The sequence below is a fragment of the Mesocryomonas lacus genome (assembly GCF_055730105.2).
Genome location: NZ_JBUZWF020000003.1, coordinates 309,011 through 321,747 on the forward strand (window position 1 = coordinate 309,011; position 12,737 = coordinate 321,747).

Genomic DNA, 12,737 nt, shown 5'->3' on the forward strand with positions numbered 1-12,737 from the left:
GGCTAGTTTCCCCGTACTTTTATGCAAGTCATTGTAAAATATATAGGATATTACATCCTCCACCCGCACCACACCTGCGCGAATCGTGTCGGTGAGTAGGCCAGATGCCCGAGCGACAGGCGAACCTAACCACTCCCTTAGCTGAGAAGGGTTCGCCAAAGCACCATGAACATCAGCGGAACATGGATGGCTAACCGGGTATGCTAGCAATTTGATCTCGTTGAAAATTGGTAGGCCCGGAGGGACTCGAACCCCCAACCAAGCGGTTATGAGCCGCCGGCTCTAACCAATTGAGCTACAGGCCCGCCTGTCAGTGGCGTAGCGGAAAGTTCAGGCGGTCTCAAGGGGAGCCGGCGGGATCGCCGGATTCCGGTGTCGGAGTGCGAAAGGCGGCGGAGCGTGGCGGCTGGCGGTGGCCGGGCGGGACGGACACCGGTCCGTCCGGCGGGTATCATCCCGCCCTGCAGGGATCAGCTTGCCCGCCGTTTATCGGCTCGCCCGGCTCGGCATCAGGGGCGGGCGTCGCGGTTCAGAACTCGGCCCATTCGTCGGCGCTGTGCTTCGGGGCGGCGCCGCCTTGGCCGACGGTGCGCAGCTGCGTGACGGTGCGGGCGGCGGGGGTGCGCACGGCGGTCGGTCGGGCGGCCCTTGTGCCGCCGCCGGCGGTCCGGAAGCGCTCGACGAGGCCGGCGAGTTCCTCGGTCTCGCTGGTCAGGCTTTCCGCGGCGGCCGTGGTCTCCTCGACCATGGCGGCGTTCTGCTGGGTCACCTTGTCCATCTGGTCGGCGGCGACCGAAACCTCGCGCAGGCTGACCGCCTGCTCGGCGGCGCGCGCCGCGATCTGCGAGACGAGATCGTTCATCCGCACCACCTGTTCCATGATTTCCGACAGCGACTCGCCCGAGGTCGTGACGAGGGAGACGCCCTGGACGACCTGGCCTTTCGAGGTCGAGATCAGTTCCTTGATCTGCTTTGCCGCCTCGGCCGATCTCTGGGCAAGGCCGCGCACTTCCTGCGCCACCACCGCAAAGCCGCGGCCTGCCTCGCCGGCCCGGGCCGCCTCGACCCCGGCGTTGAGCGCGAGGAGGTTGGTCTGGAAGGCGATCTCGTCGATGACGCCGATGATCTTGCCGATCTCGTCGGAGGACTTCTGGATGTCGGTCATGGCGATGACGGCGCGGCCGACGACGTCGCTGCCCCGCTCGGCGGTCTTCTGCGTCGTTTCGGCGGCGGCCTGCGCATGGCGGGCGCCGGCAGCCGTCTCGTTGATGGTGCCGGTGACTTCGCTGAGCGCGGCGACCGTCTCCTCGAGGCTCGCGGCTTGCTGTTCGGTGCGGGTCGCGAGGTCGTTCGAGGCGACGGAGATCTCGTGCAGGCCGGTGCGGATCGTGCCGGACGCCTTGACCACCGCGCCGATCGTCTGGTCGAGCGTCTCGACGGTGCCGTTGAACTTCTCGCGGATCGGCTCGAATTCCGGCGCGACGGCTTTCGTCATCCGGGCGGTCAAGTCGCCGGAAGACAGCGCGGCAAAGCCCTGGTCGATGTCGAGGACGAAGGCCTTCAGCTCGTCGGTCCGCGCCTGGTCGGCCAAGGCCCGCCGGTCGCGCTCGGCGTCTGCCTCGGCGCGCTGCGTCTCGGTCTGTGCCGCGAGCGCCCGGCGCTCGGTTTCGGCGGTGCGGAACACCGTCAGCGCATTCGTCATCGCGCCGATCTCGTCGTCCCGGCCGGTCGCGGGGATTTCGGCCTCGAGCCGTCCGCCGGCGAGTGCGCGCATCGCAGACGTCACGGCCACCAGCGGCGCGATGACCCGGCGGCGGAGGGCGAGCACGCCGAGAAGCAGCACGGTCAGCGCCAGCGCGACCGAGCCCAGCTGCCAAAGGGTGGCGCCGAAAGCGCGGGCCCGCGAACCGTCCTCCAGCGTTCCGTTCAGCTGCACCGCCGCGGCGACGAGCGCGTCGATGCCCTTGCGGTGCTCGGCGTAGAGCCCTTGCAGGTCGGCGTAGACCTTCTGCTCGGCCGCCGCGTTCCCGCTGCGCGCTGCCGGTAGGTAGGCGGTGTCGAGCATCGACCAGAATTGCTGGGCCGGGCGGCCCGCTTCTTCAAGCGCGGCCTTGATGTCGGCGGGAAGCGCCGAGTTCCGCCAATGGGCGAGTCTCTCGTCATAGGCCGTCTTCAGTCGGGCGAGTTCTGCCTGGGTCGCGTCGACAGAGGTCGCGCCCTCATGGCTAAGGGCGAGGTCGAGATAGGCTTCGATCAGGAAGGCCGGCGGCGGCATTATGTCGGCGAGCAGATCCTTGCCGTCGACCACCTGTTCGTAGACGGGACCACCGACTTTCAGTTCGTTCAGCTGATAGGCGCCGATCGTGCCGGCGACGCCGATGCCCAGACTCACCACCAGAGAAAATGCGTAAAGTGTCTGCCCGACCCGTAATGCCATTTTGCCACCGCCATAAAGGAAAAGGGCGATCAGCCGCCCCGTTGGCCAGAGCCAGTAGCCCCCTATTCATAAGGCCGACTTAAAAGAATCCGGAAGATATTCAGTGAGTGCCAAACGAAAGCGTGATGGAACTAAGGCGCTTTACTGCCGGGAGATGGGTATGTGCCTCCGTTGATTGCGCCGTCGGTTCTGCGCCGCGTGCCCGTCGCCTGGCGATGCCTCTAAACGCCTGGTGGACGCTGCTATACATATCGGTAACTTAGCGATTGGCATGCGACCGGGCGTCATCTCCAACGTTTGGGCCCTGCAGACTCATTCGGATCGAGACGCCTTTGCAAACCGCCTATCTGAACCGGACGGCGACCGCCGTTCCCGCCCATGAAGTCCATCGCTATTTCCTCGATTTCGCCACCGCTCAGCTCGACGGCGATCCGCGCCGGCAAGCCGTGTTCCGGCGCATGGCCGACAAGGGCGGCATCGAGCACCGCTATTCCTGCCTCATTCCGACCGACGATCCGCAAGGCCCGTCGGTCGATGCGGAAGGCGTCTATGCCCGCGGCAGCTTCCCGGGCACCGGGCGGCGCATGGACCTCTTCGAGCAGCATGCGCCGGCGCTGGCGCAGCAGGCGGTGGAGAAGTTGCTGCCGGCCTCGGAGCGCGCCGGCATCACCCACCTCGTCGTCACCAGCTGCACCGGTTTCTCAGCGCCGGGCATCGATCTCGAGATCGTCGCGCGCTGCGGCCTCAGCGCTTCCGTCGAGCGGACGATGATCGGCTTCATGGGCTGCTACGCCGCGATCAACGCCTTGAAGGTGGCGCGCCACATCGTCCGGTCCGAACCTGCCGCCCGCGTGCTCGTCGTCAACATCGAGCTCTGCACGCTGCATCTCAAGGAGACCACGGATCTCGAGCGTCTCCTGTCCTTCTGCCTCTGGGGCGACGGTTGCGCGGCCTCGCTTGTCAGCGCCGACCCCGCGGGTTTCCGGCTCGACAGTTTCCGGGCGCTTCTCGCGGCCGAAAGCCGCGACCTGATGACGTGGAGCGTGCGCGACGACGGCTTCGACATGGTGCTGTCGGGCCAGGTTCCGACGGCGATCCAGCGCACGCTCGGCGATCAGCGCGCCGAGGTCATCGGCGATGTCCCGACGGACGAGATCGATCTCTGGGCCGTGCATCCCGGCGGGCGCTCCGTGCTGGATGCGGTAGAGCGCGCCCTCGATCTGCCGGCTACCGCGCTCGACCCCTCCCGCAATGTGCTGCGCGACAACGGCAACATGTCGTCGGCGACTGTAATGTTCGTTTTGGAGAAGATGCTGGCGAGCGCGTCCGCCGGCAGCAAGGGATGCGGCATGGCTTTCGGGCCGGGCCTGACCGCCGAGACGATGCTGTTCGAGGCGGTCGGATGAGCGGGGAAAAGAAGGGTCTCGCGACGCGGCAGGTGGAGGACGAGATCCTCGATCATCTCGCCGAGAACGATCCCCGCGCCATCGCCTCGCGCGGCGACCTTCGCCGGGTGAACATCCTGATGGGCCAGCCCGGCATCACCGCCGGCCTCCTTCGGGCCAATGTGCAGCACCCGCCGAAACGGCTGCTGGAGATCGGCTCGGGCGATGGCACGTTCATGCTGCGGGTCGCGCGCAAGCTGGCGCGCGACTGGCCGGGCGTCGAGGTGACGCTGCTCGACCGTCAGGACCTCGTCGCCGAGGCGTGCAACCGCGGCTTTGAAGCGCTCGGCTGGCGCCTGAAGGTCGTCACCGCCGACATTTTTGAATGGCTCGACCGTCCGCGCGGCGACGGCGCCGAGGGCGGACCCTTCGACGCCATCTCGACCAATCTGTTCCTGCATCATTTCGAGGATGCGCCGCTTTCTCGCCTGCTGCACGGGCTGGCCCGGCGGGCGCCGGTCTTCGTCGCCACCGAACCTTTGCGTGCGCGGTTTCCGCTTCTCGCCTCGAGCATGCTGCGGGTCGTCGGCGCCAACGACGTGACGCGCAACGACGCGCCGGCGAGCGTCCGCGCCGGTTTTCGCGGGCGGGAGATTTCCGCACTCTGGCCGGCAGTGCCCGCGGCTCGGCTCGAGGAGCGTCGACGGGGCCTGTTCACCCATGTCTTCACCGTCAGCCCGGGTGATGAAGACGTGGCGCGACCCGTTCGCTGACGGCAGCAGAATTTTAGCAAAGAGCGTGGTGCATCCGAAGGGGCGCACAAGGCGGCCAAAGGACGACGGCCGAAGAAATCCGCGCGCGATCAGTTCTCGTTCGTGCTTGGCAAGGCGGAGGAGGGCGCTCCGGCCGCGACGATCGTCAACCGTCCGTCGCGGTAGGGGATCGCCAGCACCTCCCCGTCCGCCGGCTGGCTCAAGTGGCGGTCGTAGTGGATGAGGAAGCCGCCGGGATGGGCGGCGAGCCAGCCGGGCGCGGCGGCGCGGTCGACCACCTCTATCGGCCTGTGCAGGCGCGCGAGATAGCCGAACTCGCCGGAATAGGTGCCGCTGTAGCCAAAACTCGCCTCCGGCCTGTCGGCGATGAAGGCGGCGACGGCTGACAGGTCGAATTTCGGGAAGAACAGGCTGGCGGCGACCCCTTGCGCGACGAGGAGCACGGCGGCGGTGATCACGGCACCGCGGCGGATATCCTTCAGCGGGGCATTGGCCATGGCGTAGGCGAGGGCGATCGCCACCAGCGGCAGCAGCGGCACGAGATAATGCGGCTGCTTTCCCGAGATCAGGCTGAAGGTGGCGACGACGCCGAGCGACCAGACGAGCAGCAGCCGCAGCGCCCTGATGTCCCGGTCGCCGCTTGCGAGGTGTTTGCGAAGAGTGCGTCGCGCCGCGGCAAAACCCCGCCAGAAATCCGGCAGGAGCATCCAGGGGATGCCGAGCAAAGGCAGCAGCAGAAGGTAGAAGTAGAACGGCCGCGGGTGCGACTGCTCCATGTTGCCGGAGATACGCCCGGCCGACTGCTCCCAGATCAGGGCATAGGCGAAGGATCCGTCGGTCGCCACCAGCGCCGGAACGAGCCAGACGGCGACGGGGATCAGGCTTGCGAGGACGGCAAGTCCCGCCCCGCGCAGGAACGCGCCCGTCGTCAGGGTTTCCCCGTCCGATCGCCAGAAGGCGTAGAAGCCGACCGGCCAAGCCAGATGGATCAGCACCACCGGTCCCTTCGCCAGCACCCCGAGCCCGATGAACAGGCCAGCGAGGATGGCGTAGCGCAGGCCTTGCCCCCGCGCGAAGGCGAGGAAAGCGAGAACGGCAGCAAGGATGCAGCAGGTGAGGAGGAGGTCGAAGAGGATCAGGCCGGCATAGATGAGGAAGGGCGCACTGCCCAGCATCAGCCAGGGCAGGCGCGCGGCAATGTCTGCCCGGTCTGGGAACAGCGCACGGCCGAGCCGCCAGGTAAGGTGCATTGCCAGCGACGCGACGGTGAACATCACCGCCGCCACCGCCGGCCGCCCGACGCCGAACAGCGCCCAGGCGGCGTTGATCAGCCAGAACAGCAGCGGCGGCTTGTGGTGGTAGGGCGCGAAGTTGAGGGTCGGGACGAACCAGTCCCTCGACAGGAACATCTCCCACGAGACCGTGAGATAGCGCGTCTCGTCAGGCGGCAGGAGCGGCCGGAAGGCGAGCGAGGCGAGGCAGAACAGGAAGAGGACGGCGTAGGGCAGAAAGCGGTCGGTCTTCGTCGTCACGCGGCGTCGCCCGCCATCGCGGTCGGCTTGCGCCCGAAGGAGAGGTTGCGCCCGTAGATCAGGAGGCCGAGCGCCTGGCCGAGGGTGAAGACGAAGTCGCGCTGGTGGATGGCGTAGACCAGCAGCGTCGTGCCGCCGAGCAGGCTGAAATACCAGAAGGCCCGCGGCACGACGCTGATGCGCTGCCGCTCGGAGGCGATCCACTGCACCAGGAAGCGCATGAAGAAGAGGCTCTGGCCGAGAAGGCCGATGCCGAGCCAGAGATACTCCTTGGTCATAGCGGGCTGCCCTTGCCGATTTCGGTCGCGGAATAGTCGAGGGGAAGGCCGCGCTGGATCAGCCAGGCGCTGCCGAGGAGGTCTACCGCCCCGACGAAGGCGCGGTTGCGGAAGCCGTATTTCGAGACGCCGCGGGCGCGCGGGCGGTGCGACACGTCGACATGGCGCAGTTCGACGCCGTTGCGCATCAGCATGGCCGGCAGGAAGCGGTGCATGTGGTCGAAATAGGGAAGCGCCAGATAGTCGGCGCGCCGGATCAGCTTCAGGCTGCACCCGGTGTCGCGGGTGTTGTCGTGGAGGATCGCGCGGCGCAGCCGATTGGCGAGCTTGGACGAGACGCGCTTGCTCCAGACGTCGCGCCGTCCGACCCGCTGGCCGAGGACGGCGGCGGCGGCTGGCAGGTTTCCCTGAAACGCGCGCAGAAGCTTGGCGATGTCCTGCGGATCGTTCTGGCCATCGGCGTCCATGAACACCAGAAGCTCGGTGGTCGCCGCCCGCGCTCCGCTGAGGAAGGCGGCCGACTGGCCCATCCGTCGCCCGTGCCGGATGATGCGGAGGTGAGGGCAGCGCGCCTGCTGCTGCCGCAGAATATCCACGGTGGCGTCGGTACTGCCGTCGTCGACGTAGATGATCTCGGTGATCGGAACATTCTCTGCCGCGGCGAGGATCTCCGTCACCAGGCTCTCGATGTTCTCGGCCTCGTCGAACGCGGGAACGATGATGGAGAGCATGCGCATCCCTGCCAATAACGGGCCTGTCCGGTGTCGTCACGCAAGGGAGCGGCGCCGTGGCCGAGGCTCTACTGCGTTGGGGTCCGCAGCACGTTGCTGGAACTATACGAATGCGTAATTCCGGTGCCATGCGGCCGATCGCCTCTCGGCGCCGCCGACTGTCAGGCGAACGGACCATGTCTGCTAAAGGTGGTGAAGGCGGTTGCTTCAGACCGCAAGCAACCGAGTCAGTCCCGTCTCGTTCAGTTTCGGTTCAACCGCCGGGCCTAGTAAGCGCCTTTGGTTCTACAGCATTGCGGCTGGTTTCACCCGCTGACCACAGCTTTCAACCCCAAGGCGCGTCTCTCATGAAAGTCCTCCTCGTCGAAGACGACGCCTCGCTGGCGGAAAAGCTCGCCGACATGCTGCGGCGCGAGGGTTTTGCCGTCGACATCGCCGGCAATGGTGAGGACGGGCAGCATCTCGGCGAGACCGGCGCCTATGACGTGGCGGTGCTCGATCTCGGCCTGCCGCTGGTGCCGGGAATCGAGGTGTTGAAGGAATGGCGAAAGCGGGGACGCCGTCATCCGGTGCTGATCCTCACCGCCCGCGACGGCTGGTCGGAAAAGGTCGAGGGGTTCAAGGCGGGCGCCGACGACTATCTGATGAAGCCATTCCGCAACGAGGAACTGGTGATGCGCCTGCGCGCGCTGGTGCGGCGGGCGAACGGCCATGCCGAGACCCGGATCGAATGCGGCCCGCTCGGTTTCGATGCCCAGCTCGGCAGCTTCGACCTCGACGGTCTGCCGCTGCGGCTGACCGGCCTCGAATGGCGAGTCCTGTCGTGTCTGGCGCTGCGCAAGGGCCACGTCGTCTCGCGGCCGGACCTCATGGAACGGGTCTATGACGGCGATGCCGAGGTCGATTCCAACTCTGTCGAGGTCATCGTCGCGCGGCTGCGGCGCAAGATCGGCGCCGACCTCATCGAGACCGTCCGCGGCCACGGCTATCGCCTGGCCGAGCCCACGGCATGAGGCTGCGGCTGCCCTCCTCGCTGTCCGGGCGCCTGCTGGCGGTGGCGGGTGTTTCGACGCTCGGCGCCATCGCGCTCGTCAGCCTGGTGATGGGCATTCTCCTGTCACGCTTCGTCGTCGGCCAGATCGACCAGCGACTGGATGCGCAGGCCTTCGCCATCGCCGCCGCATTGCGGGCGAGCGACGGCACGCCGACGGGGGCGGGCGCGATGCTGCCGCGCTTCGACGCGCCGCCCTTCGATCGGCCACGGTCGGGATGGACCTGGCGCGTCGAGGGGCCGCGTGGGCCGATCGCCGATTCCAGCCGAACCGACCGCGAGGCGGTTTCGGATTTCCGCCCTCTCGACGGGCCGGCGCCGCCGCCGCCGCCGCTGGACGACGTGGACGATGACGCAAACGCGCGGCCTCACGGGCCAGACCGGGCGGACCGCCTTCCTTCGCTCCATGTCAGGAGCTTTTCCGTCACCATCGCCGGCGAGGAACTGACCATTGTGGTGACGGCACCGATGCGGGCGATCTACGATCCGCTGCGCGACGCGCTGCTGCCATTGCTCGCCTCGATGCTCTTCCTCGGTTTCGTGCTTCTATTGGCGACCGTGGTGCAGGTCCGGACCGGCCTCGCGCCGCTCGAGCGGCTGCGCCGGTCGCTGGAAGATGTGCGCTCCGGCCGGCGGGCGCACGTCCCGTCAGCGCAGCCGCGTGAGGTGGCACCGCTGGCGGCCGAGCTGAACCGGCTGATCGACGATGGCGCCGAAAGCCTCACCCGCGCGCGCCGGCACGTCGCCAATCTGGCACATGGGCTGAAGACGCCTTTGGCCGAACTCGCGATGACGCTTCGCACGCCCGGGCGCGATCCCGGCGGCGAGGCCAGCGCGCTTGTCGAGGCGATGGACCAGCGGATTCGTCATCATCTCGCCCGGGCCCGTGTCGCCGCCATCGGCGGTGCCGCACGCGCCGCGACGCCGGTCGGCGCGCATGTCGGGGACCTCGTCGACGTGCTACAGCGTATCCACGCGGAACGCCGGCTGGCGATCGAGACGGCAATCCCGCCGTCGGCCGTCGCCGCCGTCGAGCCACAGGATCTCGACGAGATGCTGGGCAACCTCCTCGACAATGCCTGCAAATGGGCAAGCGCATCTGTCTCGGTCCGTTGCGAAGCCGCGGGGCCGCTTATCGTCATTCTCGTCGAAGACGACGGCCCGGGCCTTGAGCCCGACGAAATGCCCGAGGCGCTGCGCCCGGGGCGGCGGCTCGACGAGCTGACGCCCGGCCACGGCTTCGGCTTGCCGATCACCCGCGAGCTGGCAGAGCTCTACGGCGGCGCGCTGACGGTTGGCCGCGCGACGCTCGGCGGTTTCTCGGCCAGTCTCGCGCTGCCGGGCACCTTGGGGTGATATCCGCCCGCCATTTCGCGTTTCAGCCGGTTTCCTAAGTTACGGGCGGGTTTGCTCGCCGGAGCACCAACGGCGGGTTTGCGGAAAGCCCGGACAACCTAAATATTCTACCTTGGCTATTAGCCCGCCCACCGTTTTTGGTATTGGCGGCAACGCGTCAAGGTCCCAGCGAAGGTGCGCCGGAAATGCAAACCCCTTGCCGACTATACCCCGTCGAGCGGCTCGGTGCGGACGTCGAGACCCTTGCGGGTAAGGTACATTTCGACTGCGGCACGGGTCAGGAACGAGCCGATCGCGATGAGGATCGCTACCCAGCGGACGCGATTCTCGTCCGTCTCGACATTGGCGTCGCGCACCTTCAGCAGCGCCTTCTCGCTTTCGGTCAGCAGGCCGATCTCGTGGCGAATCCGGTCCATCGTCGCGCGTTCCATCATCTGGATCTCGCGCGCCCTGGCGCTGTCGAAGCCTTCGCGGTCGTGCAAGGCGATCGAGTCCTGCAGTTCCGAGAGCTTGGTGTCGATCAGCACCCCCAGGCGGGTGAGCCGGGCGCCCTGGTCGGTATTGTCGGAGACCTGGCTCGCCAGCGTCGCCCGCATGCCGGTCAGCCTCTCCAGCGCCTTGTCGTAGGGATCCAGGTAGCGCCGGTCGCCGCTGAGGAGATAGCCGCGCTGTCCCGTCTCGGCGTCGTCCAGTCCGATCAGGACGTCCTTGGTGGTCTCGATCACCTCGTGGGTGTGGACGACAAGGTCCCGCTGGTCGTTCAGCAGGCGGTGCGTCCAGCCCGTCGCGACGATGCCGGTGACGAGGACCACGCTAATCGGGATCAGGCGAAGGAGGGTCGGAACCGACAGATAACGCTGTCTGACGCGCCCCCAGAGTTCCTTCATGCCGGTCATGTCCTTCGAGATCTACCGTTCACCAGTCTACGCCGGGGCCGTATCGCCCGCAAAGGCCCCGCCCGCAAGACGCGCTGTCGGAGCGGGCTGAACCGAAACTGAACGGGCCGGTTCAGGCTGCCGTGGGCAGGGGGTCGCTAGAAAGGGTCATCGCAATCACAGAGGTGACGACATGACCGACCAAGACCAGCCCTCCACCCCGCAGACCCCTGCCGGCACCCACAACGGCACGACTGCTGCCGGCACGAAGGCGACCGCAAAGCGCTCCCGCCTGGCCGGCTCCCGCTCGCGCAATGCGCTTCTCGGCGTGAGTGCCCTCGTTCTCCTCGCCGTCGGTGCGGCCGGCGGTGCCGCTGCCTGGAGCGCAGTGCGCGGCCAGGAGGCATCCTTTGACACCGCTCTCGCCCCGACCGCCATCGCCGCGCTCACCGATACTTCCGCCGTCGGCATCGAGGGCAAGGTCGCCGAGATCTACGGCAACAAGTTCGTCATCACCGACGGCGCCGCCCGCGCTTTGGTCGAGACCGGTCCGGCCGGCGAGGGCGCCAAACTCGTTGAGGTCGGCGAGAACATCACGGTGCAGGGCCGCTTCGACGACGGGTCGCTGCATGCCTATGCCATCCGCCATGCCGACCAGCGCATCGACGAACTGACTCCGCCGCCGCGTGGCCCGGGCCATGGCCCCGGTCACAAGCATGGCCCGCGTGATCCTGCGCCCCTCGAGGGCGGCCCCATCGAGGACAACTGAGCCAGCGGCCGGTTTTCCTCCCCAGAGGTTCGACGGAACGGCGGCCGCAAGGCCGTCACCCGGACGGACAAAGACGAGAATTTTTTCCGCAATCGTTCCGGAACTGTGACGGCCGATCGGCTCTTCTCCAATCCGGAATTCATTCTCTTAAAGGCTTAAAACTAATGATGAAACAAGCCCTGCTTGCGACCGCCTTCGCGGTCGGCCTGACATCGTTTGCCGCCGCCCAGCCGGCGCCGCCCCCGGCTCCCGGCGGCGCGAATGCCCCCATGGACCAGGCTGCTCCGCCGCCGCCTCCCGGTGGCGAAATGGCACCGATGCCAGGCGACATGCCCCCGCCGCCTCCCGGCAAGGGCCCGCGTCCCGACGGTCGCCGTGGACCGCCTGCGCCGCCGCCGATGATGAAGGGTATCGACATCCGCATGGGCCGCGATACCGGCATCCGGATCGAGTGCGGCGACGAGGCGCTGCGTGCTTGCCTCGACGCAGCCAAGCCGATCCTCGACAAGCTGCCGAACCTCACGATGCCCCCCGCACCGCCAGCTCCGATGGCCCCTGCAGGCGGGATGGCGCCGCCGGCCCCGCCGGTGCCGGGCACTGAGGACGGCACCACGCTGACACCCTGACCCCCGTCTAACCTGATGGATCCCGGCGGCTGCAAAGCCGCCGGGATTTCTTGCGTTTTCGGCGCTGCTCAGTTCGAGCTTTGCCGAATGGGTGCATCATCGGGCGCGGCTAGGTCTGCTCGCGGCTGTAGACGATGATCGACAAGTAGGTCGACGGAAGCTCGATCAGCTTCTCCGGTCCATGCAGGGAGGCGGAGTCGAAGAGCATGGCGTCGCCCGGTGAAAGTTCATAGGTCCGCTCGCCGTGCCGGTAATCGACCCGTCCGGTCAGCATGAAGATGAACTCGGTGCCCGCATGCTGGAAGTTGGTGTAGGGCATCGCATCTTCGTGCAGCTCGATGAGATAGGGCTCGACCACCACATCGGTGCGCAGCCCGTGTCCGAGCAGGCGATAGACATGCCCGGCTTTGGTGCCGCGGCGATCGATGACGACGCCTTGGTTCGCCTTCACGTAGGAGCAGTCGCGCTGCTCTTCGAACTCGGTGAACAGGGTCGACATCTGCACCGCGAGCGCCGAGGCGATCGACTGCAGTGTCGAGAGCGAGGGCGAAATCTGGCCGTTCTCGATCTTCGACAGCATGCCACTGGAGATGCCGGCGGTCGCCGACAGGTCGGCGATCGACAGGTCCTTCTGCCGGCGCAGTCGCCGGACATGGGCGCCGAGTGCCCGCTCGAGGTTGCGGTGCTCGGTGCGCGGCGCGCTCGATCCGGTGGCAAGGTCCGCTTCGCCCGCTTCTCCGGTCTGGCCGGCCGCTGTGGTCTCGTCGATCATTCCGTCTCGCTTGTTGGTTCAGGTCCACTTCCGCGCAAGGATGGAGACCGGCGTCGCCGGACGCAACCACAGCACGGAGCGCGGCTTCCGCATCGGTGCTTGCTTCCCGCGGTGTGCCGGCCCATTTCAGGCCCTCCGACGGCCGTTCGTGG

Annotated in this window: 12 protein-coding genes and 1 tRNA gene; 6 read left to right on the top strand and 7 right to left on the bottom strand. The window is 67.3% G+C overall.

Features of this window, described 5'->3' with window-relative positions; all coding sequences use genetic code 11:
• Positions 1–228: 228 nt before the first annotated feature.
• Both ACZLZQ_RS11290 and ACZLZQ_RS11295 read right to left on the bottom strand, forming a co-directional pair.
• Positions 229–305: transfer RNA gene (locus ACZLZQ_RS11290), tRNA-Ile, on the bottom strand.
• 224 nt (positions 306–529) lie between these two features.
• Positions 530–2,395 (bottom strand): methyl-accepting chemotaxis protein, encoded by a 1,866-nt coding sequence (locus tag ACZLZQ_RS11295; protein ID WP_472949445.1) that lies wholly within the window; start codon positions 2,393–2,395, stop codon positions 530–532.
• Positions 2,396–2,769: 374 nt separating this feature from the next.
• On the opposite strand from ACZLZQ_RS11295, the gene ACZLZQ_RS11300 reads away from it, so the two are divergent.
• Positions 2,770–3,843, top strand: coding sequence for a type III polyketide synthase (locus ACZLZQ_RS11300; RefSeq protein WP_472949446.1), 1,074 nt, complete (start codon positions 2,770–2,772; stop codon positions 3,841–3,843).
• Positions 3,840–4,595 (top strand): methyltransferase domain-containing protein, encoded by a 756-nt coding sequence (locus ACZLZQ_RS11305; RefSeq protein WP_472949447.1) that lies wholly within the window; start codon positions 3,840–3,842, stop codon positions 4,593–4,595. The genes ACZLZQ_RS11300 and ACZLZQ_RS11305 overlap by 4 nt, the downstream gene beginning before the upstream one ends.
• 89 nt (positions 4,596–4,684) lie before the next feature.
• Here ACZLZQ_RS11305 and ACZLZQ_RS11310 read toward each other — a convergent pair whose 3' ends face one another.
• From ACZLZQ_RS11310 to ACZLZQ_RS11320, 3 genes are read right to left on the bottom strand one after another with little or no spacing between them, the layout of a single operon-like run.
• Positions 4,685–6,127, bottom strand: a complete 1,443-nt coding sequence (locus tag ACZLZQ_RS11310; protein ID WP_472949448.1) for an ArnT family glycosyltransferase — start codon at positions 6,125–6,127, stop codon at positions 4,685–4,687.
• On the bottom strand, positions 6,124–6,405 hold the full coding sequence (locus ACZLZQ_RS11315) for a lipid-A-disaccharide synthase N-terminal domain-containing protein (RefSeq protein ID WP_472949449.1): 282 nt from the start codon (positions 6,403–6,405) through the stop codon (positions 6,124–6,126). Before ACZLZQ_RS11315 ends, ACZLZQ_RS11310 begins: the two co-directional genes overlap by 4 nt.
• Positions 6,402–7,136 carry a glycosyltransferase family 2 protein gene (locus ACZLZQ_RS11320; RefSeq protein WP_472949450.1) on the bottom strand — a complete coding sequence of 245 codons (735 nt, stop codon included), beginning with the start codon at positions 7,134–7,136 and terminating at the stop codon, positions 6,402–6,404. The genes ACZLZQ_RS11315 and ACZLZQ_RS11320 overlap by 4 nt, the downstream gene beginning before the upstream one ends.
• Positions 7,137–7,483: 347 nt before the next feature.
• On the opposite strand from ACZLZQ_RS11320, the gene ACZLZQ_RS11325 reads away from it, so the two are divergent.
• Together ACZLZQ_RS11325 and ACZLZQ_RS11330 are read left to right on the top strand one after the other, a co-directional pair.
• Entirely contained in the window at positions 7,484–8,149 is a 666-nt protein-coding gene (locus ACZLZQ_RS11325; RefSeq protein WP_472949451.1) for a response regulator, read from the top strand.
• Positions 8,146–9,543 (top strand): sensor histidine kinase, encoded by a 1,398-nt coding sequence (locus tag ACZLZQ_RS11330; RefSeq protein WP_472949452.1) that lies wholly within the window; start codon positions 8,146–8,148, stop codon positions 9,541–9,543. Before ACZLZQ_RS11325 ends, ACZLZQ_RS11330 begins: the two co-directional genes overlap by 4 nt.
• 203 nt (positions 9,544–9,746) lie before the next feature.
• On the opposite strand, the gene ACZLZQ_RS11335 is transcribed toward ACZLZQ_RS11330, so the two are convergent.
• Positions 9,747–10,430 carry a CHASE3 domain-containing protein gene (locus ACZLZQ_RS11335; RefSeq protein WP_472949453.1) on the bottom strand — a complete coding sequence of 228 codons (684 nt, stop codon included), beginning with the start codon at positions 10,428–10,430 and terminating at the stop codon, positions 9,747–9,749.
• 181 nt (positions 10,431–10,611) lie between these two features.
• Between ACZLZQ_RS11335 and ACZLZQ_RS11340 the strand changes: the two genes are divergently transcribed.
• A complete protein-coding gene (locus ACZLZQ_RS11340; RefSeq protein WP_472932845.1) occupies positions 10,612–11,187 on the top strand; it encodes a hypothetical protein in 576 nt (191 codons plus the stop codon).
• A 167-nt stretch (positions 11,188–11,354) separates the two neighbouring features.
• Positions 11,355–11,813, top strand: a complete 459-nt coding sequence (locus tag ACZLZQ_RS11345; RefSeq protein WP_472949454.1) for a hypothetical protein — start codon at positions 11,355–11,357, stop codon at positions 11,811–11,813.
• 109 nt (positions 11,814–11,922) lie between these two features.
• Here ACZLZQ_RS11345 and ACZLZQ_RS11350 read toward each other — a convergent pair whose 3' ends face one another.
• Positions 11,923–12,585, bottom strand: a complete 663-nt coding sequence (locus tag ACZLZQ_RS11350; RefSeq protein ID WP_472949455.1) for a helix-turn-helix domain-containing protein — start codon at positions 12,583–12,585, stop codon at positions 11,923–11,925.
• Between the last annotated feature and the right edge of the window lie 152 nt (positions 12,586–12,737).

Coding starts and splice junctions, on each gene's coding strand:
- ACZLZQ_RS11350 (WP_472949455.1), bottom strand. CDS start 12,585: ATGATCGACGAGACCACAGCGGCCGGCCAGACCGGAGAAGCGGGCGAA.
- ACZLZQ_RS11305 (WP_472949447.1), top strand. CDS start 3,840: ATGAGCGGGGAAAAGAAGGGTCTCGCGACGCGGCAGGTGGAGGACGAG.
- ACZLZQ_RS11330 (WP_472949452.1), top strand. CDS start 8,146: ATGAGGCTGCGGCTGCCCTCCTCGCTGTCCGGGCGCCTGCTGGCGGTG.
- ACZLZQ_RS11345 (WP_472949454.1), top strand. CDS start 11,355: ATGAAACAAGCCCTGCTTGCGACCGCCTTCGCGGTCGGCCTGACATCG.
- ACZLZQ_RS11320 (WP_472949450.1), bottom strand. CDS start 7,136: ATGCTCTCCATCATCGTTCCCGCGTTCGACGAGGCCGAGAACATCGAG.
- ACZLZQ_RS11325 (WP_472949451.1), top strand. CDS start 7,484: ATGAAAGTCCTCCTCGTCGAAGACGACGCCTCGCTGGCGGAAAAGCTC.
- ACZLZQ_RS11315 (WP_472949449.1), bottom strand. CDS start 6,405: ATGACCAAGGAGTATCTCTGGCTCGGCATCGGCCTTCTCGGCCAGAGC.
- ACZLZQ_RS11335 (WP_472949453.1), bottom strand. CDS start 10,430: ATGAAGGAACTCTGGGGGCGCGTCAGACAGCGTTATCTGTCGGTTCCG.
- ACZLZQ_RS11340 (WP_472932845.1), top strand. CDS start 10,612: ATGACCGACCAAGACCAGCCCTCCACCCCGCAGACCCCTGCCGGCACC.